The organism is Bradyrhizobium sp. LB11.1 (assembly GCF_040549385.1).
Classification (GTDB): Bacteria; Pseudomonadota; Alphaproteobacteria; order Rhizobiales; family Xanthobacteraceae; genus Bradyrhizobium.
Map to the genome: position 1 here is coordinate 67656 of NZ_JBEPTH010000016.1, position 18356 is coordinate 86011.

The 18356-nt window shown below is 63.9% G+C and carries 25 protein-coding genes; 16 read left to right on the forward strand and 9 right to left on the reverse strand.

From position 1 onward, the window contains the following. Positions 1-146 precede the first annotated feature (146 nt). Positions 147-386, reverse strand: a complete 240-nt coding sequence (locus ABIA96_RS30860) for a hypothetical protein (protein WP_354140702.1) — start codon at positions 384-386, stop codon at positions 147-149. A 168-nt stretch (positions 387-554) separates the two neighbouring features. Between ABIA96_RS30860 and ABIA96_RS30865 the strand changes: the two genes are divergently transcribed. The 5 genes from ABIA96_RS30865 to ABIA96_RS30885 all read left to right on the forward strand — a co-directional run bounded on the left by ABIA96_RS30865 (position 555) and on the right by ABIA96_RS30885 (position 3460). Next, positions 555-791 carry a hypothetical protein gene (locus ABIA96_RS30865; RefSeq protein WP_354140703.1) on the forward strand — a complete coding sequence of 79 codons (237 nt, stop codon included), beginning with the start codon at positions 555-557 and terminating at the stop codon, positions 789-791. A gap of 74 nt (positions 792-865) precedes the next feature. Then, complete coding sequence (locus tag ABIA96_RS30870) at positions 866-1306, forward strand: nuclear transport factor 2 family protein (RefSeq protein WP_354140704.1); 441 nt, start codon at positions 866-868, stop codon at positions 1304-1306. Positions 1307-1526: 220 nt separating this feature from the next. Beyond that, complete coding sequence (locus tag ABIA96_RS30875) at positions 1527-2438, forward strand: hypothetical protein (protein ID WP_354140705.1); 912 nt, start codon at positions 1527-1529, stop codon at positions 2436-2438. A gap of 172 nt (positions 2439-2610) precedes the next feature. Continuing rightward, positions 2611-3036: a hypothetical protein gene (locus tag ABIA96_RS30880; RefSeq protein ID WP_354140706.1), complete on the forward strand. Its 426-nt coding sequence runs from the start codon at positions 2611-2613 to the stop codon at positions 3034-3036. A 286-nt stretch (positions 3037-3322) separates the two neighbouring features. Beyond that, the gene (locus ABIA96_RS30885) at positions 3323-3460 is read left to right on the forward strand and encodes a hypothetical protein (RefSeq protein WP_187434827.1); all 138 of its coding nucleotides are present in this window, start codon (positions 3323-3325) and stop codon (positions 3458-3460) included. 65 nt (positions 3461-3525) lie between these two features. On the opposite strand, the gene ABIA96_RS30890 is transcribed toward ABIA96_RS30885, so the two are convergent. The 3 genes from ABIA96_RS30890 to ABIA96_RS30900 form a co-directional block, all read right to left on the reverse strand. Then, on the reverse strand, positions 3526-3672 hold the full coding sequence (locus tag ABIA96_RS30890; RefSeq protein ID WP_194477789.1) for a hypothetical protein: 147 nt from the start codon (positions 3670-3672) through the stop codon (positions 3526-3528). Positions 3673-3858: 186 nt separating this feature from the next. Continuing rightward, entirely contained in the window at positions 3859-4353 is a 495-nt protein-coding gene (locus ABIA96_RS30895) for a MaoC family dehydratase (RefSeq protein ID WP_354140707.1), read from the reverse strand. Then, on the reverse strand, positions 4353-4805 hold the full coding sequence (locus ABIA96_RS30900; RefSeq protein WP_354140708.1) for a MaoC family dehydratase: 453 nt from the start codon (positions 4803-4805) through the stop codon (positions 4353-4355). The genes ABIA96_RS30895 and ABIA96_RS30900 overlap by 1 nt, the downstream gene beginning before the upstream one ends. 157 nt (positions 4806-4962) lie before the next feature. Between ABIA96_RS30900 and ABIA96_RS30905 the strand changes: the two genes are divergently transcribed. Further along, entirely contained in the window at positions 4963-5259 is a 297-nt protein-coding gene (locus ABIA96_RS30905; RefSeq protein WP_027534247.1) for a DUF4282 domain-containing protein, read from the forward strand. 100 nt (positions 5260-5359) lie between these two features. Here ABIA96_RS30905 and ychF read toward each other — a convergent pair whose 3' ends face one another. The 4 genes from ychF to ABIA96_RS30925 form a co-directional block, all read right to left on the reverse strand. Then, a complete protein-coding gene (gene ychF / locus ABIA96_RS30910; protein WP_354140709.1) occupies positions 5360-6457 on the reverse strand; it encodes a redox-regulated ATPase YchF in 1098 nt (365 codons plus the stop codon). A gap of 5 nt (positions 6458-6462) precedes the next feature. Further along, complete coding sequence (gene pth, locus ABIA96_RS30915) at positions 6463-7068, reverse strand: aminoacyl-tRNA hydrolase (protein WP_354140710.1); 606 nt, start codon at positions 7066-7068, stop codon at positions 6463-6465. A gap of 58 nt (positions 7069-7126) precedes the next feature. Then, positions 7127-7858, reverse strand: a complete 732-nt coding sequence (locus tag ABIA96_RS30920; RefSeq protein ID WP_354140711.1) for a 50S ribosomal protein L25/general stress protein Ctc — start codon at positions 7856-7858, stop codon at positions 7127-7129. A gap of 248 nt (positions 7859-8106) precedes the next feature. Beyond that, positions 8107-8358 carry an accessory factor UbiK family protein gene (locus ABIA96_RS30925; protein WP_128953911.1) on the reverse strand — a complete coding sequence of 84 codons (252 nt, stop codon included), beginning with the start codon at positions 8356-8358 and terminating at the stop codon, positions 8107-8109. Between the two features lie 171 nt (positions 8359-8529). Between ABIA96_RS30925 and ABIA96_RS30930 the strand changes: the two genes are divergently transcribed. The 8 genes from ABIA96_RS30930 to ABIA96_RS30965 all read left to right on the forward strand — a co-directional run bounded on the left by ABIA96_RS30930 (position 8530) and on the right by ABIA96_RS30965 (position 16174). Further along, complete coding sequence (locus ABIA96_RS30930) at positions 8530-9261, forward strand: dienelactone hydrolase family protein (protein WP_354140712.1); 732 nt, start codon at positions 8530-8532, stop codon at positions 9259-9261. 14 nt (positions 9262-9275) lie between these two features. After that, positions 9276-10121 carry a prolipoprotein diacylglyceryl transferase gene (lgt, locus tag ABIA96_RS30935; RefSeq protein ID WP_354140713.1) on the forward strand — a complete coding sequence of 282 codons (846 nt, stop codon included), beginning with the start codon at positions 9276-9278 and terminating at the stop codon, positions 10119-10121. A gap of 21 nt (positions 10122-10142) precedes the next feature. Continuing rightward, positions 10143-11264: a class I SAM-dependent methyltransferase gene (locus ABIA96_RS30940; RefSeq protein ID WP_354140714.1), complete on the forward strand. Its 1122-nt coding sequence runs from the start codon at positions 10143-10145 to the stop codon at positions 11262-11264. Continuing rightward, a complete protein-coding gene (gene pgeF / locus ABIA96_RS30945) occupies positions 11261-12028 on the forward strand; it encodes a peptidoglycan editing factor PgeF (RefSeq protein ID WP_354140715.1) in 768 nt (255 codons plus the stop codon). Before ABIA96_RS30940 ends, pgeF begins: the two co-directional genes overlap by 4 nt. Before the next feature lie 119 nt (positions 12029-12147). After that, a complete protein-coding gene (locus ABIA96_RS30950) occupies positions 12148-12765 on the forward strand; it encodes a hypothetical protein (protein ID WP_354140716.1) in 618 nt (205 codons plus the stop codon). A 193-nt stretch (positions 12766-12958) separates the two neighbouring features. Continuing rightward, positions 12959-13912: a ribose-phosphate pyrophosphokinase gene (locus ABIA96_RS30955; RefSeq protein ID WP_354140717.1), complete on the forward strand. Its 954-nt coding sequence runs from the start codon at positions 12959-12961 to the stop codon at positions 13910-13912. 202 nt (positions 13913-14114) lie between these two features. Next, complete coding sequence (locus tag ABIA96_RS30960; RefSeq protein WP_354140718.1) at positions 14115-15143, forward strand: putative zinc-binding metallopeptidase; 1029 nt, start codon at positions 14115-14117, stop codon at positions 15141-15143. Continuing rightward, positions 15140-16174 (forward strand): D-alanine--D-alanine ligase family protein, encoded by a 1035-nt coding sequence (locus ABIA96_RS30965; RefSeq protein WP_354140719.1) that lies wholly within the window; start codon positions 15140-15142, stop codon positions 16172-16174. Before ABIA96_RS30960 ends, ABIA96_RS30965 begins: the two co-directional genes overlap by 4 nt. An 8-nt stretch (positions 16175-16182) precedes the next feature. On the opposite strand, the gene ABIA96_RS30970 is transcribed toward ABIA96_RS30965, so the two are convergent. Further along, complete coding sequence (locus ABIA96_RS30970; RefSeq protein WP_354140720.1) at positions 16183-17268, reverse strand: serine hydrolase domain-containing protein; 1086 nt, start codon at positions 17266-17268, stop codon at positions 16183-16185. 97 nt (positions 17269-17365) lie between these two features. Here ABIA96_RS30970 and ABIA96_RS30975 point away from each other — a divergent pair, with 97 nt between their 5' ends. Next, the gene (locus ABIA96_RS30975) at positions 17366-17695 is read left to right on the forward strand and encodes a PadR family transcriptional regulator (RefSeq protein WP_354140721.1); all 330 of its coding nucleotides are present in this window, start codon (positions 17366-17368) and stop codon (positions 17693-17695) included. Then, positions 17692-18267, forward strand: coding sequence for a DUF1700 domain-containing protein (locus tag ABIA96_RS30980; RefSeq protein WP_354140722.1), 576 nt, complete (start codon positions 17692-17694; stop codon positions 18265-18267). Before ABIA96_RS30975 ends, ABIA96_RS30980 begins: the two co-directional genes overlap by 4 nt. Positions 18268-18356 lie beyond the last annotated feature (89 nt).

Here is an 18356-nt window from a genome sequence, read left to right on the forward strand (position 1 = left end):
GAAATCCGCGCTTTGCGGGTTTCGGGTGAGGGGGACTCTCCGCGAGTCGAACTGCCACTGTCTCCGGGGAGAGAGCCCCTCACCCCACCCTCTCCCCGTAAGAACGGGGCGAGGGAGCAGACCGTCGGGGCGGATGGGGTAATGCCTTACAGCTTGCCCTGGCCGTTCGCCTGGCTCTGCTGTTGCTGCTGCTGCTTGCCCTGCTCGTTGGCGTGATGGCGGCCGTAGAGGCAGCCGGCGGCGGCGCCGAGGACGCCGTGATGGCCCGCATAGTGACCGGCGACGCCGCCGACGACGGCGCCCTTGATGCAGCCCTTGGCGTTGGCGGTGGAGGCCGCGCCCAGCATGAGGAGCGCGGCAGTGATGGCAATGAGGGGGGATTTCATGATCGATGTCTCCGGAAGGGGTGTCAGCCTTTCAACGAGCATCGGGGTACCTGAGTTCCACTCATCGTCGCGCGACGAGCCGCGCCAGCCATCTGCGCGCCGAGCTGCGCGAGCTCTGGCAGGCGGCGTGGTCGCTATTCGGAAATCCGCTACAAGGCACCGCACGTCGTGGCCGACGGCGACGATGTCACGACCTGCCTGCACACCCATTTCACCAAACGCAGCAACGGCCGCCTCGTGCAGTTCGACATCGCGGTCTCTCCCACCGGTCCCGGCGCGCGGCCGGGACCGGTAAAATACGGGGTTCTATTACAAATCTCACATTCTGCGCTCACTTGTGCATTGCAAAAACGTGATTTGCGTTTTGGCCGAAATGGCCTATTTGTTCGTATACAAATGAATTGAACAGCCCCTCGGCACCTTACTGTGTATGGGGTTGTTTTCCGTTTTTCTGCAAGCCAGTTTCAGGACGCCCCAAAATGACAGAGCACAGCCTCTGGCGTTTCTCGCGCGCGTTGCATCGCGCGATCAACGACCGGCATTTCGAAGATATCGAAGCCCTGATCGATGAGGACGTCGAATGGGCGATCTATGGCCCGATCGACATGTTTCCGTTCCTCGGCGCGCGCCAGGGCAAGGCGGCCGTGCTGCAGGTCATCCGCCAGCTCGCCGACAATTTCCGCGTCCGCCGCTTCGAGCGCGAGAGCATCATGCTGGGCGTCGATTCGGCGTCCTCGATGCTGCGCTATTCGCTGACCGCATTGGACTCCGACAAGCCGATCAGCTTGCGCGTCGCGCAGTTCGCCCAGTTCCGGGCCGACCGGCTCATCAACATGCGTGTGCTGGTCGACACCTTCGATCTGGTCGAGCAGGCACTCGGCCGCGCCATTCATCTGCCAAAGATGACCGGCGTCGGCTGAGGGGGACACCAACGGGCTCCGCAATGCGGGACCGGTCGATTGATGCTCCCGCGACGTGTTCCGGCCTCCAGCCCCGCCGGACGCCATCGTGGAGATGCTCGTCATCGGGCGCGCGCTTTCCGCGCGGCCCGTTGGTTCGTTATTCTGGATGAGGCGAACGCCATAATTTTGCAACGATAGTTCCGCATTCTGGGCGCGAACTGGGCTCGCGGGCAAGGTAATGGAATTCTCGACAGGTTTTGGCTGGACCCGGCTGCCGCTGGCGGCCGCGTTCATTTTCGGCTCGGTGCTGACGGCCTCCGCGCAGATCATCCCGCCCTTCTCCCCTGCCCCCGCAGCGACCGCGCCTGACGAAGAAGCCGCCGAGACCGCCGACGTCAACGATCCCGACGTGCTCAAAGGCATCGACGTCGACAAGCTCGACTGGAGCCAGCTCGCCATCGACGCCGGCACGCTCAACGACATCATCACCGCCAAGAAGCGCGCACAGGCTGCCGCCAATAACGGCCTGAACTGGTCGACCAACGCCAACGCCAACGGCTCCTCGGCCGTGACCGTGAAGCAGTCGGTCACGTCGTTCTGGGACACCCGCATCGGCGCCGACATGACGGTGGCAAAAGAGCCGACCACGATGTCCGAGCTGATGGCGCAGAAGGCCGCCAATGGCGGCAACTTGCCGCAATCCTCCGGCAGCGCCTGGGCCACCGCAACCGCACCGGGCGCGGGCGTCGTCTGGGACAAGACCGCGGTTGAAGCCCGGGTCGATCCCGGCGCCGAGCAGAGCAAGCTCGGGGCGTCGCTGATCAAATCGGTGCCGGTGTCGAACGATTACTCGCTGACGCTCCAGAACGGCTACAGCGTCAACCAGCAGGGCACCACGGCGCTGCCCGGCATTGGCGGCCACATCACCCGCAATTACGAGACCGACCAGTCCGCCAAGGTGACAATCACCGACACCGGCACCAGCATCACCGCCGGCCAGACCATGTCGACCACCGACGACAAATGGCTGCGCAAGGTCGGCGCCGAGCAGAAGCTGTTCGACAACGTCACCGTCTCCGGCTCAGTTGGCGAGACCTCGCAAGGCGCGATCAACAAGAGCCTGACTGCGGGCTTCAGGAAGAGCTGGTGAGGCTTCTTTAGAGTCTGGTAACCATACGCCACGGCAAAACCCCCGAATGGTCCGCCCTTGCCGCAACTCGGCCCCGTTGCGGTCAAAATCGGGCGCCCTGATGCATCGGCCTGACACACGTCGTCGTGCGGGGGACACTCGCGCTGCGCTCAACGCGAATAGGGGAATAACGATGAACGCCATGCGTCCGGAAAAGACCGAGACCACCGCCGAGACCGAGACTGTCGACACCAACCTCGCCGCCGTGACGGAAGTCGAAGCCGGCATCCGCGATTTCGTCCGCAACGACATCGCCTATTTGCGCCGGCCGGCCGCGACCACCACCGATGCGCCGCCGCTCGATCCGAGCGCGGAAGCGACCGTCACCAACGTCAACTCGCTGATCCAGCGCGTCGCCGGCACTTCGCTCGCCGAGATCGAGAATCTGATCTCCGAGCTCGAGAGCCTGCGCGACCTGCTCCATGCCGAAGGCCAGCGCGTCCAGCGCGAGATCTCGGGCTACGCCCAGCTCAGCCAGGCCGCGATGAAGTCGACCCGCATGATCGCCGACAACGTCTCCCAGTGGAAGCGCGCCGCCGACGGCCTGCGCAACAGCTGATCGCTCGTACGAGGCATCACCAGCCGCCGCATTCCGGAAGGGACGCGGCGGTTTTGATTCAAGGGGGGGCGTGACGGACGCGCGCTCCCACGAAAGGTGTCATCACCCGCGAAAGCGGGTGATCCAGTATTCCAGAGACGGCAGTGATTGAACCGAGACGCCGCGGCGTACTGGATGCCCCGGTCAAGCCGGGGCATGACAGCAGGTCCTTGAACCCTCCGCCCATCCCCGGCGACCAATGCCAAGCGCCCGCAGCGCTTACGGCCGGGCCTGGGGACCTTTTCAAATGGAAAGCATTCGGCCCGAGAACACGGACCCGATACCACTGCGGCCGGCGCCGAACCAGTTCGGGACCATCATGCTGCGCTTTGTCGGGCTGCTGGCGGTTGCGATCGCGATCTTGGCGTTCGTCTATAGCCGCTGAGGGTGGAGGCCGCGTCGCGGCCCCGCGCGGAGGCCACTTCGTGGCCCCGCGGAGTTAACAATCTCTTAACGGCTCGCTTCGACCGTCGAGGCTTCCAGGGTGTAGGCGCCGTCGGCGTAACCCTTCACCACCATGCCGGCAACCAGCATCACGGCCAGCGTCGCGGTAGCGAAGATAAATCCGACCAGTTTGAGTGCGCCGCGGTCTGCCATTGTGCTCGTCCCCTGTACTCTGCCCAGTTCGTTCAAATAGACAGCGACAGGTTCATAATTGGTTAGCAACTCGATGGTTCCGGTTAACTGCTTCGCAAGGTCCGGCCATCTCGGGGAGGCTTATGGCAGCGGCCCGGAATCGCGTCCATAGCGCGCGGGCAACACTTGCGCGCCGATTTTGGCCGTTCATGCTGGAACTGGTCTAATCGCCTTCCGCATCGGCACGAAGGCGCTAGCCGTGATGGAATAGACCTCCTCGCCGCGCTGGTTGGTGCCGGTGGTGCGCGCTGTCAGAATGCCCCAGCCGGGGCGTGAGCCGGAGGCGCGCTTGTCGATGACGACGTTGGCATAAGCGATGGTGTCGCCGGCGAGCACCGGCTTGATCCAGCGCAGATCGCGAAAGCCCGGTGACGGCCCCCATACGGCGACCTCCTCGCCACGCGCTGTGGCTTCGCGCGCCAGGCGCTGGCCGTCCGCGACAAGCAAACTCATGCAGGCCGAGCCGACATGCCAGCCGGACGCCGCGAGCCCGCCGAACAGCGAGTTCTTGCCTTCCTCCTCGTCGAGGTGGAAGCGCTGCGGATCGAACTTGGCCGCGAAGGTCTTGATGGACAGGGCCGTGAAATTGTAGGTGCCGATCTCGCGGCGATGGCCGATCTCGATGTCTTCGAAGAACGGCATCAGACCGCTCCCTCACGACGCTCGATCAGGATCGGCGAGGTCATCTCGCACAGCGCTTCGCCCCTGGCGTTGCGCATGGTGCATTTGAACTTGACGATGCCGAGGCCTGGCCTGCTCTTCGAGGTGCGTGCCTCGACGACGTCGACGTCGAGCATGAGGTCGTCGCCGGGCCGCAACGGAGACAGCCAGCGCACCTCATCGACACCAGGGGATCCCAGTGATGCGGCTCGGGCAATAAAACCGTCGGCCATCATCCGCATCATCAGCGAACAGAGATGCCAGCCCGAGCCGGACAGGCCGCGCAGCATGCTCTTGCCGGCGGCCTCCTCATCGAGATGCATCGGCTGCGGATCGAACTCGGCGGCGAACGCCATGATCTCGTCGCGGGTAACGTGGCGCGGGCCAAACGTTCCATACCGGCCGGTCGGGAAATCTTCGAAGGTCAGGGTCATCTTGGCAAAGCTTTGCGGGAAGGACAGATTGTGGCCCCACTTTGCGGCAATCTCAACCCGCCGGTCCGCATGGCTCGTGCTACATTCGGCGAGTCGGCCGGACCTGCCTCATTGTCGGATTGACGCGGCCGGGGGCGCGATTTGCCGGGGGAGAGCGATGTTTTCATTCAGCGACCTGTTTCAATGGGACCGCTTCATCACGCCGACGATCATCAAGACCTTCTACTGGCTGGTGATCGGGGTGATCTGCCTGTTCGGACTCTCCGGAATCTTCGCCGGCCTCACCGCAATGGCGATCAGCCCGTTCGCCGGCTTTCTGGTCGTGCTGGAATCGATCGCAGGCGTCGTCGTGGGCGTGGTGTTCTCGCGGATCGCCGCGGAATTAATCCTGATCGTGTTCCGCATCAACGAACATCTCGGCGCGATCAGGGACCAGGGCGGCGGGGTACGGTAGCCCGTCATTGCGAGGAGCGAAGCGACGAAGCAATCCAGACGTCACCGCGGAAACAGTCTGGATTGCTTCGCTCCGCTCGCAATGACGGGGAGGAAAGACCTTACGTATTAAACCGGAAATGCATCACGTCGCCGTCGGCGACGACGTATTCCTTGCCTTCGAGCCGCAGCTTGCCGGCATCGCGGGCGCCGGCTTCACCGTTCAGCGCCACGTAGTCCTCATACGCAATGGTCTCGGCGCGGATGAAGCCTTTTTCGAAATCGGTGTGGATCACGCCCGCCGCGCCCGGCGCCTTGGTGCCGCGATAGATGGTCCAGGCACGCGCTTCCTTCGGGCCCACCGTGAAATAAGTGATGAGGTCGAGCAGCGTGTAGCCGGCGCGGATCAGGCGGTCGAGGCCGGCCTCTTCCAGGCCCAGCGTCTCCAGGAAGTCGGCGCGCTCGTCCCGTGAGATGGTCGCGATCTCGGATTCGATCTTGGCGGAGATGACGACGGCGATGGCGCCTTCCTTGGTGGCCTGGTCCTGCACGGCCTGCGAGAACGAATTGCCTGTCGCGGCCGAGCCTTCCTCCACGTTGCAGACATAGAGCACCGGCTTCGACGACAGCAGGCCGAGCATCCCGAACGCGCGCTCCTCCTCGGCCTTGCGCTCGACCAGTCGCGCGGGCTTGCCTTCGCGCAGCAGCACCAGCGTGCGGTTGACGAGGTCGAGCTGCTCCTTGGCGTCCTTATCGTTGCCCTTGGCCTTCTTGGAGAGGTTGTCGACGCGCTTCTCGAGGCTGTCGAGGTCGGCGAGCATCAACTCGGTCTCGATGGTCTCGATGTCGGCGAGCGGGGCGATCTTGCCCTCGACATGGGTAATGTCGGAATCTTCAAAGCAGCGCACGACATGCGCGATGGCGTCGACCTCGCGGATGTTGGCCAGGAACTGGTTACCGAGGCCTTCACCCTTGGAGGCACCGCGCACGAGGCCGGCGATGTCGACGAAGGTCAGTCGGGTCGGAATGATCTGCGCCGATTTGGCGATCGCCGACAGCTTGTCGAGCCGCGGATCGGGCACGGCCACCTCGCCGACATTTGGCTCGATGGTACAGAACGGATAGTTCGCGGCCTGCGCCGCGGCTGTCTCGGTCAGCGCATTGAACAAGGTCGACTTGCCGACATTGGGCAACCCGACAATCCCGCATTTGAATCCCACGAGCGTTATTCCTTGCCGTTCTCGTCCTTGGTCAAAAATCCCTTCGCCTGCATCGCGAGATGCACCCTGTTGGCGAAGGTCGCGTCCGTGCCCTTGACGATCAGCGCCGCGTGCTCGGCAACCGCGTCGCAGAGCGTCGTCACCCAGTCGTTGTCGGCCTTGGCGAAGTCCGACAGCACATGGCCGTGCACCATCTCCTTGACGCCGGGATGACCGATGCCGAGCCGCACCCGGCGGTACTCGTTGCCGATATGGGCGGAGATCGAGCGCAAGCCGTTATGCCCGGCAATGCCGCCGCCGATCTTCACCCGCACCTTGCCCGGCGGCAGTTCGAGCTCGTCGTGAAACACCGTGGTGTCGCCCGGTGCGATCTTGAAGAAGCTCGCCGCTTCCTGAACGCTGCGGCCGGAATCGTTCATGTAAGTCGTCGGCTTGAGCAGGATCACGCGCTCAGTGCCGAGCGTGCCCTCCGAGGTCTCGCCCTGAAAACGACGGCGCCATGGTGCGAAACCATGACGCCGCGCAATCTCGTCGACGGCCATGAAGCCGATATTGTGCCGGTTACGTGCGTATTTCGCGCCGGGATTGCCGAGCCCAACAAAGAGTCGCATGACGCGGCGCGCCCCTCGCTCGGCGCGCGATCAGAGACCGCGCGCCAGCCTTGAGAGATTACTTCTTTTTGTCGCCGCCGGCGGGAGCCTTGGCAGCGGGAGCCTTGGCAGCAGCCGCCGGAGCAGCAGCACCCGCAGCCGGAGCCGCAGCGCCAGCCGCCGGAGCAGCCGCAGCAGCACCTGGAGCCGTCGCTGCAGCTGCAGCCTTCTGCTCTTCGGCGTAGCCGGACGGCGGCACGATGGTGACGAGGGTCGCGTCCGCGGAGGTCAGCGCCTTCACGCCGGCCGGCAGCTTGACGTCCGACAGATGCAGCGAGTGACCGATTTCGAGCGAGCCGACGTCAGCCTCGATGAACTGCGGGATGTTCTCGACACCGCACTCGAGCTCGATCGCATGGGCGACGATGTTGACTGCGCCGCCGCGCTTCACGCCGGGCGAACCTTCCGCCTTCACGACATGCAAGGGAACGCTGATGCGGATGGTGGCACCTTCGCCGAGACGCATGAAGTCGACGTGGATCGGGAAGTCCCTGACCGGATCGAGGTGGTAGTCGCGCGGAATCACGCGATGCTTCTTGCCCTCGAGTTCGACGTCGACCAGCGTGGTCAGGAACCGGCCCGCGAGGATGCGCTGGCGCAGTTCACGATCGTCAACCGAGATCGGGAGCGGGGGCTGGTTGTTACCATAGATCACTCCGGGCACTCTCCCGGCGCGACGCTCAGCCCGGGCGGCCCCCTTGCCGCTCTTCGGACGTGCGGTCGCCTTCAATTCCTTGACGGTCGTCGCCATAGTCTAAGTCCTTGTTTTTGCAAAAGTTAATGGGCCGCAGCGCGGCCCATGGCATAGTTCGCAGCAAGCCTCCAGGGGTGCGGGGGCCACGAACTTGGCGGGCTTTTACCCGGAAGATGCGGATATGACAAGGAGAATGGGCGGTGGGCGGCCCGAAGTAGCCCGGATCGAGCGCAGCGAAATTCGGGGTGGTTCCGCGGGCGCAGATCCCGGATTGCGCTGTGCTCCATCCGGGCTACGGACTATCCCTACCCGCCGAGCTTGGCCTCCAGCGCCGCGATGCGCGCCTTCAGGGCCTCGTTCTCCTCGCGCGCCAGGCGGGCCATGTCCTTGACGGCCTCGAACTCCTCGCGCTTGACCAGGTCCATGTCGCGCAGGAATTTTTCGGCCTGGTTGCGCAGCACCGTGTCGAACTCGCGCTTGGCGCCCTGCGCGGCACCGGCGGCATCGTTCATCAGGCGGCCGATCTCGTCGAAAAACCGGTTGGTGGTCTGGGTCATGTCGGTCTCCTGGCGGCCTCGATAAACTTTGCGCGAACTCATCGAAACACAATGGCAATCCGGACACGGCGGTTCAAGGGCCGCATTGCGGTATCCTTGTCATGGCCCGGTTTCCTTGCAATCGTATTCAACGTCCCTGCATAACAAGAATCACAAGGCGGAACGCAAGACATGATCGAACAGCAGATCGCAATTCCCACCAGGGACGGCCACACCGCGACCTTCATCGTTCATCCCGAGCGCGGCGGACCGTTCCCGGTCATCCTGTTCTACATGGACGCGCCGGCGATCCGCGAAGAGCTGCGCGACATGGCACGTCGGCTCGCGACATCGGGCTATTACGTGATGCTGCCGAACCTCTATTACCGTTCCGGCGTGATGGAGCTCGGCGCGCTGCCGGCCGATCCGAACGCGCCGGAGCGCAAGCGCATGTTTGCGCTGATGGGCTCGCTCACGATTCCCATGATCATGAACGACACAAGCGCGCTGCTCACCTATGCCGAAGGCCAGACGGCCGCGAACACCGAGATCATCGGCACCGTCGGCTATTGCATGAGCGGCCGCTACGCGGTGAACGCTGCCACGCATTTCCCCGATCGCGTCAAGGCCGCCGCCTCGGTCTACGGCACGCAGCTTGCGACCGATCAGGACGACAGCCCGCATCTCGCAGCAGCCAAGACCAGGGCCGAGCTCTATTTCGCCTGCGCCGAGACCGACATCTATGCGCCGACCGAGATCATCGAGAAGGTGAAGAAGGGCATGAGCGGCGTGAAGGCCGAGGTCGAGATCTATCCCGGCACTCACCACGGCTTCGCCTTCCCCAAGCGCCCGGTCTATGACCGCGACGCCGCCGAGCGGCATTGGGAGCGTCTGCTGGCGCTCTATCGCCGCAATCTCGTCTAGACACAGAAAGCCCGATGCCTTTTCTGCTCATCGACTTTCCATCGTTCAACCCGATCGCGGTCGCGATTGGACCGTTCGCGATCCGCTGGTATGCGCTGGCCTATATCAGCGGCATCGTCATTGGCTGGCTCTACGCACGCTCGCTCTTGAAGAACGAGCGCCTGTGGGGCGGACCCGCGCCGATGTCGCTGGTACAGATCGACGACTTCATCCTCTGGGTCACGCTCGGCATCATTCTGGGCGGCCGCACCGGCTACGTGCTGTTCTACAATCTGCCCTTCTTCATCGATCATCCCGCCGCAATCGTCAAATTGTGGGAAGGCGGCATGTCATTCCACGGCGGTTTCCTTGGCTGCGTCGTCGCGGTGATGTGGTTTGCCTATCGCAACGGCATCTCGATCCTGTCGCTCGGCGACATCACCACCGCGGTCGCTCCGATCGGGCTGCTGCTCGGGCGGATCGCGAACTTCATCAACGGCGAATTGTGGGGCCGCGCCACCGATGCGAGCCTGCCCTGGGCCATGATCTTCCCTCACGATCCGACGCACCTGCCCCGCCATCCGAGCCAGCTCTATGAAGCGGGTATGGAGGGCGTCCTGCTGTTCATCGTGCTGGCGATCATGATCCGATTCGGCGCTTTGAAACGGCCCGGCATGATCCTCGGTGCCTTCATCCTGATCTATGGGCTGACGCGGATCGCCGGCGAGCATTTTCGCGAACCGGACGTCCAGCTCGGCTTCCTCTGGGGCGGATTAACCATGGGCATGCTGCTGTCGATCCCGATGCTTATCGTCGGAGGTATACTTATTGTATCAGCTGTCAGGCGCGGTGCGCCGAAGCCGCTCGATGCCGTTCATTAGTTCATTTCGAGAAGACAAGCCGTGACCGACCAGCCACTGCTCAACGAGATCAAGGCGCTGATCAAATCCTCAGGCCCCATGCCGGTCTGGCGATACATGGAATCGTGCCTGATGCATCCGCGCCACGGCTATTACGTCTCGCGCGATCCATTGGGACGAGAAGGCGACTTCACCACCGCGCCCGAAGTCAGCCAGATGTTCGGCGAGCTCTTGGGATTGTGGACCGCCTCGGTCTGGAAGCAGATGGGCTCGCCGCAATTCCTGCGGCTGATCGAGATCGGCCCCGGCCGCGGCACCATGATGGCGGACGCGCTGCGCGCACTGCGCGTACTACCGCCGCTCTACCAGGGGCTCAGCGTTCATCTGGTCGAGGTCAATCCGGCGCTGCGCGAGCGGCAGACTGCGACATTGTCGGGCGTGCGCAACAACGTCGCCTGGCACGACAGCATCGACGACGTGCCTGAGGGACCGAGCATCATCCTCGCCAACGAATATTTCGACGTGCTGCCCATCCACCAGATGGTGAAACGCGAGAACGGTTGGCACGAGCGTGTGATCGAGATCGACCCCAACGGCAAGCTTCAGTTCGGCGCGGCATCCGAGCCGACACCGCGCTTCGACGTGCTGCTGCCGCCTTTGGTGCGCGCGGCGCCGGTCGGCGCGGTGTTCGAATGGCGGCCCGATACCGAGATCATGAAGCTCGCCACCCGCGTGCGTGACCAGGATGGCGCGGCGCTGATCATCGATTACGGCCACTTACGCAGCGATGCCGGCGACACCTTCCAGGCGATCGCACGCCACACCTTCACCGATCCACTGAAGGCGCCGGGCCAGGCCGACGTCACTGCCCATGTCGATTTTCAGGCGCTCGCACGCGCTTCTGAGGATGTCGGTGCGCGCGTGCACGGACCGGTGACGCAAGGCGACTTCCTCAAGCGTGTCGGCATCGACACCCGCGCGGCCGCGCTGATGCAGAAGGCGACGCCGGACGTGGCGACCGACATTTCCGTGGCGCTGAAGCGCCTGACCGACACAGGGCGGAGCGGCATGGGCGCGATGTTCAAGGTGCTCGGCATCTCCGAACCGCGGCTGACGGGACTTGCGGGCCTCAGCGATCTCGAACAGGCCGGAGGCAATCGATGACTCTCACTTCGTCGTTGCTCTCGGCGGTGCCGGGCCTGCGCCATTCCTTCTTCACGCGTGAAGGCGGCGTCTCCAGCGGGATCTATTCCGCGCTGAACGGCGGGCTCGGCTCCAACGACGATCAGGCCCTCGTTGCGGAGAACCGCCGCCGCATGGCCGAGCATGTCGGTGTTGCGCCGGAGCGCTTCCTCAGCCTGCATCAGATCCATTCGCCCGACGTCCTCGTCGCCGATGCGCCCTGGCCAGGCGGACCGCGGCCGAAGGGTGATGCGTTGGTGACCAGGACGCCGGGCATCGCGCTCGGCGTCTCGACCGCCGATTGCGGTCCGGTGCTGTTCGTCGATCCCAATGCAGGTGTGATCGGCGGCGCGCATGCCGGCTGGAAGGGCGCGCTCACGGGGGTGCTGGAATCCACGATTCTAGCGATGGAAAAGCTCGGCGCCTCGCGCAGCGGCATCATCGCCGCAATAGGCCCGTTGATCCGGCAGGACAGCTACGAGGTCGGCAACGAGTTCGTCGCGCGCTTCATCGAGGCCGATGCGGACAACGCAATGTTCTTCGTCCCGTCGGTGCGCGAAGGACATGCGATGTTCAACCTCGCCGGCTTCATCCGCAAGCGGCTGGAAGCCGCCGGCATTTTGATGATCGACGATCTCGGCCTCGACACCTACGTGGACGAACGCTTCTTCAGCTATCGCCGCTCGGTGCACCGCAAGGAGCCGGACTACGGCCGCCACATTCACGCGATCGCGCTGGAAGGGTGAACACACAGGCAACGTCGTTTCATTCCGGGGCGATGCACAAGCTTCGCGCCCGTAATGCCCCAGGTCTGTGTCGCCTCTGCCCTAGACCTTAATCGATTTTAACGATATCGCTGCCCTCAATGAGGGAAGCGTCACCCATCTTGCGCCGCGCGGGCTCGCGCGGGCTGGCGGTCATCCTGCTGGCGGCAGCGACCGCGCTGGCCGGCTGCGCCGGCGGCAACGCGCCCGCCAATTCCTACGCGATGGCACCGAGCGCCGGCTCCGGAGCGACGGTCGCTTTCGAATCCATCGACGGGCCGCCGCCGCAGGTGTTCGACCGCATGGTCGGCGTGCTCGATTCCGAATCCAAGCTGCGCAGCCTCTCAATCGTGTCCCGTGAGGGGACGGCCGCCTACCGCGTGCGCAGCTACCTCTCCGCCCAGGTGGTGCGCGGCAAGACCGTGATCGCCTGGGTCTGGGACGTCTACGACGCCAACCAGCAGCGGGCGCTACGCCTTTCCGGCGAGGAACCGACCGCGACCAAGGGCGGCCGTGACCCCTGGCAGGCCGCCGACGACCTCGTGCTGCGGAAGATCGCCCAGGCCGGATTCAGCGGACTTTCCAATATGATCAACGGAGCGCCGGCCGATACGCCGGGGTCGGTTCCAGGCCTGCGCGGGCCGGCCGTAGCCAGCGTGACGCCGGAGGCTCCGGTGGCGGAGATGCCGGCCTCGGCGCTCGGCTATGTCCAGCAATAACCACCGCTAAACCACGGGCCCAGTTATTAGCCAAGCCGTTGGCCCGACTCAGGATTTCGAAGGGAAAACGTAGCATCCCGGGTTGCCATCGCGGCCCTCGGCCTGATATTTCCTCGCCCGTCGTAACCGTGCTGCCAGTGGGTATTTTCTGATGTTGAACGTCGTATCCAGCAAAGCGCGGGAGGAAGCGTCCATGTCGGCCAAGAACGGCTCCATCAAGCTTGTCGCCGGCAACTCCAATCCGGCGCTCGCGCAAGCGATCGCGCAGGGCCTCGACCTGCCGCTGACCAAAGCCGTGGTACGGCGCTTCGCCGACATGGAGATCTTCGTTGAGATCCAGGAGAACGTCCGCGGCTCGGATGCCTTCATCATCCAGTCGACCTCGTTCCCGGCGAACGACCATCTGATGGAACTGCTGATCATCACCGACGCGCTGCGCCGCTCGTCCGCGCACCGCATCACCGCGGTGATCCCGTATTTCGGCTATGCGCGGCAGGACCGGAAATCCGCCTCCCGCACGCCGATCTCGGCCAAGCTCGTCGCCAATCTGATCACGCAGGCCGGCGTCGACCGCGTCATGACGCTCGATCTGCATGCCTTGCAGATCCAGGGCTTCTTCGACATTCCGACCGACAACCTCTACGCAGCGCCACTGATGGTGCGCGACATCAAGGAGAAGTTCGACCTCTCCAGGACGATGGTGATCTCGCCTGACGTCGGCGGCGTGGCTCGCGCGCGCGGCCTCGCCAAGCGCATCAACACCCCGCTCGCGATCGTCGACAAGCGCCGTGAACGCGCGGGCGAGTCCGAGGTCATGAACGTGATCGGCGACGTCGCCGGCTATACCTGTATCCTGGTCGACGACATCGTGGACTCCGGTGGCACGCTGGTGAACGCAGCCGACGCGCTGATCGCCAAGGGTGCCAAGGACGTCTTCGCCTACATCACCCACGGCGTGCTCTCCGGCGGCGCGGCTGCCCGTATCGCGGGCTCCAAGCTGAAAGAGCTCGTCATCACAGACTCGATCCTGCCGACGGATGCGGTGACCAAGGCGCCGAACATCCGCACGTTGCCGATCGCCAGCCTGATCTCCGACGCGATCGCGCGCACCGCGTCGGAAGAGTCGGTCTCGAGCCTGTTCGACTAAGTTAAGTTCCGCAGTGCCGTAGGGTGGGCAAAGGCGCGACGCGCCGTGCCCACCTTTTCTTTTTGGTGGGCACGCTTCGCTTTGCCCACCCTACGGCACCGTCGCCCTGGGCCACAGCGCGCCCTCGCACCCGCGGGTTGTTGCCGGCTGCCGCCCATGACATCATCATGACACCGAGTCATCACTGCCCTCTGGATACCTGATGCCGCGCTGGAAATTTGCTTGGGAAAAACTGTCGGATGACGAGTTGCTCAAGCAGCATCTCTCCAGCCTGCGGGTTACGGTCGAAGGCACCTGGCTCGAGGACTGCGTTGGTACGCTTCACGAAGAGCTCGAAGAGCGGGGCATCCGACTGCGGCCGCATACGTGGATCTCGAGCGAATGGTTCAGTCCGGGAGATGTACCCGGCATCGCGCTCCCCTTCTATCTCGCCCATCCCCGCCTGATGAAGCTCGAGAAGAAGATGATGTTCGACGTCGAGGGCGGAACCTGGCGCGAATGCATGGCCATCCTCCGTCACGAGGCCGGCCACGCGCTGCAGCACGGTTACCAACTGCAGCGCCGGCGGCGCTGGCAGCAGCTATTCGGTCCGTCGTCAAAGCACTATCCGCGCTACTACCGGCCCAACCCGGCAAGCCGGCGTTACGTCCAACATCTCCGTCTCTGGTACGCGCAGAGCCACCCGGACGAGGACTTTGCCGAAACCTTTGCGGTGTGGCTGCGGCCGCGCTCGAACTGGCGGACGCGATATGCCGGCTGGCCGGCGCTGAAGAAGCTCGAATATGTCGATGAGCTGATGGGCGAGATTGCGGGAAAGCGACCGCTGATCACGACGCGGGAACGCGTCGATCCATTGAGCAGGCTCAGCCAGACACTCGAAGACCACTACAAGAAGAAGCAGGCTTTCTACGCCTTCACGCCACCGAAGACTTACGACCGCGACCTCTCCCAGCTGTTTTCCGCCGATCCTCGGCATCATCGGTCCAAACCGGCTTCGAGTCTGATCAGGCGACATCGTGCCCAGATCAGGCAGTTGGTCGCGCGATGGACAGGCGAGAACCAGCTTACACTCGATGCCGTGCTTGACGACATGATCTCCCGCTGCCGCGAGCTCGATCTGCGCGCCGTGGGCTCTGAACAGAAGCTCGTTCTCGATTTCACCGTCCTTGTGACCGCCAAGACGATGCACGCGCTGTTTGGCCCGTCTCGGCGCAAATGGATCGCGCTATGAGACGACTCCGTATTCTCGTGCTGATGCATCCGGACTTCCTGCCTCCGGATTCGACCGACGGATACACCCCGCAGGAGATCAACACCTGGAAAACGGAATACGACGTCGTCAGCACTTTGCGCGCGGCGGGCCATGAGGTCCGCGCACTCGGCGCGCAGGAGGAAATCAGACCGGTCCGCGAAGCGATCGAAGAGTTCAAGCCGCATGTGGCTTTCACGCTGCTGGAGGAATTCCACAACAACGTCGCCTACGACCAGCACATCGCGAGCTATCTCGAGCTGATGAAGGTCCCCTATACCGGGTGCAATCCACGCGGCCTGATCCTCGCACGCGGCAAGGATTTGTCGAAGACGCTGGTGCATCACCGCCGGATTGCGGCACCGGCCTTCGCCGTCTTTCCGATGCGCCGCAAGGTGAAGCGTCCGACGCGTCTCGCGCTGCCGCTGATCGTCAAGAGCCTGAACATGGATGGATCCTTCGGCATCTCGCAGGCATCGATCGTCGATACGGACGAGAAGCTAGCCGAACGAGTTGCCTTCATCCACGAACGGGTCGAATCCGCCGCCATCGCCGAGCAGTTCATCGAGGGGCGAGAGCTGTATGTCGGCGTGCTCGGCAACAACCGGCTGCGCGTGCTGCCGGTCTGGGAGTTGAAATTCGGCAGCATGGGCGGGCGCAGTTCACGCCACATCGCCACGGAGAAAGCCAAGCACGACACCGACTATCAGGAGAAGGTCGGCATCGTCGACGGGCCGGCGAAGGACCTTGCGCCCGAAGTCACCGCGCGCATCCAGCGCGCGGCGAAACGCATCTACCGGGCGCTTGGCCTCGACGGCTATGCGCGCATCGATTTCCGTCTCGCGGCCGACGGCACGCCGTATTTCATCGAAGCCAACCCCAACCCGGAAATCGCCAAGAACCAGGAGTTCGCCACGGCGGCTCAACATGCCGGGCTCAAATACAAGGATCTCCTGCAGCGCATCCTGACCCTCGGGATCAGTCGGGCCAAGGCGGGGGTGTCGCTGGGGTGAGCAAGAACTCAGGCAAAGCCCGGCAACACCACGTCCTTCATCAGCGCGATCATCACAGCGGTCTGCTCCTGGCCGGATCGCTGATAGTTTCCGCAGTGGATCACCACGACGAGATCGCGCGCCGGCATCACGAACAGATATTGGCCGCCCCAGCCGACACCGCCGAGCCAATGCAGGGGCTGCGCCGTGGCGAAATCGCCGATGTACCAGTGATAGCCGTAATCGCGGCCAACCCAGGTCTGGACTACCGGCGTTGTCACGCGCTTCACCCAGTCGGACGGAACGATGGACCTTCCATTCCAGCTGCCACTCGCCAGCATGAGCTGACCAATCTTGACGAGATCGCGCGGCAGGAGGCGCGCGCCTGACGCCGCACGCGGTTCGCCGTCACGGCCAACGGTCCAGTCGGACCGGCCAAAGCCGAGGGGATCGAACAGCACGCGGCGGCAATAGGCCGGCAGGGCTTCGCCAGTGCCCTTGGCAATGAGCCGGCCGAGCAGCGCGGTGGCGCCACCGCAATAGGTCCACTTCACGCCGGGCTCGCCTGCGATCGGACGTTCGAGAATGAACCGATAGCGGTCCGTCGCGGCTTCCATCGCCGTCTCGGCGTTGCGTGGATCGCCGTAAACGATCGCAAGCTCTTCCCATTCGAAGCCGAGCGTCATCGAAAGCACATGGTGGATCGTGATCTTGTCACGGCCGGGCTGCGCGGCAAGATCGGCATATTCCGGAAACTGCGCGTAGAGCTTGACATCCGGTGGCGGCACCTTGCCTTCCGCGAGCGCAATGCCATAGGCGAGACCGACGACGCTCTTGGAAACGGAGCGCAGATCGTGCAGCACGTCGGGGCCAAAGGCGACGTCACCAAGCGGTGCGCCCAGCCGCTCGTCCGAACCTTTCCCGTAATGCTCGAACACGAGCTTGCCGCCCTGGTTGACCAGGAACGCATGCAGACCGGGCACCTTTCCGGCCTGCATGAGCCCGGCGAGGCGCTCCGCGGTATCGGACGATGCGGCAATCGCGGGCACGGCGCGCGGAAGGACGACGCTCGCGCCGACGCCAGCGAGGACATGACGACGGTTGAGATAAGCCATAGCTCGATTCCTCTGGAATGGGGTATTCACAGATATCTTGCAATACATGGTACCTTGCTATATCAGCTCCCTTGAAAGCAGTGTAGTCAAGGAGGAAATGGCCGACTCGTCGAATCAGGTTCAGCTCAAGAAGGGCGCGCTGGAGCTTTGCGTGCTCGCTCTGCTCGCACGCAGCGAGAGCTATGCCTATGAGATCGCGAGCACGCTGTCGGCCGGCGTCGGCATGGGTGAAGGAACGATCTATCCGCTGATGCGGCGCATGCAGGATGACGGGCTGGTCGACACCCGCCTCGAGGAATCCAGCAGCGGCCCGCCGCGCAAATACTATCGGCTGACGGCCGCCGGTCGCGCCGCCTTCACCGCGCAGAAGCGCGAATGGCGAAATTTTTCGGACGCTGTGGATCGGCTGCTCGGAGATACCAGATGAGCCGCGACGACTTCCTTCACATCCTTGCCGATGGGCTCGCGGGGCTGCCCGCAGCAGAGATCGACGACATCCTGTCCGACTACGCCGCCCATTTCGAAGAGGCCCGCGCGTCGGGCCGGACTGAGCAAGAGGTCGCTTCCGCGCTTGGCGACCCCAAACGGCTGGCGCGCGAGCTGCGCGCCGAGACGGGGTTGCGCCGATGGGAGAACCATCACTCCTTCCGCAACTCCACGACCGCGCTGTTTGCGCTCAGTGGCCTCGCCGTGGTCGACATCGTCCTGCTGCTGCCGCTGCTGCTTGTCGTCTTGCTGATCCTGCTCGTGATCGCCTTCGTGATGTGCGTGCTGGGAATAGTCGGCATCGGATTGCTGATCAGCGTCTACAAGCATTTTGGCGACGGGCACGTCGTCAATCTGATCTTGCGCGGGCTCGCAGGCGTCGCGCTGATGACGACGGGCGCGGGGTTCGCTGCGTTGCTGGCGCTTGGACTCAATGCCGCCGTCCGTTGGCTCGGCGGCTATGCGCGGCTGCACTATCGGCTGCTCAAGCCGGAGCCAAGCGCGCATCCGTAGGGTGGGCAAAGCGCAAGCGTGCCCACCATCTCCATCAATTGGAAAAGATCGTGGGCACGGCGTTTCGCTCCTTTGCCCGCCCTACGAGA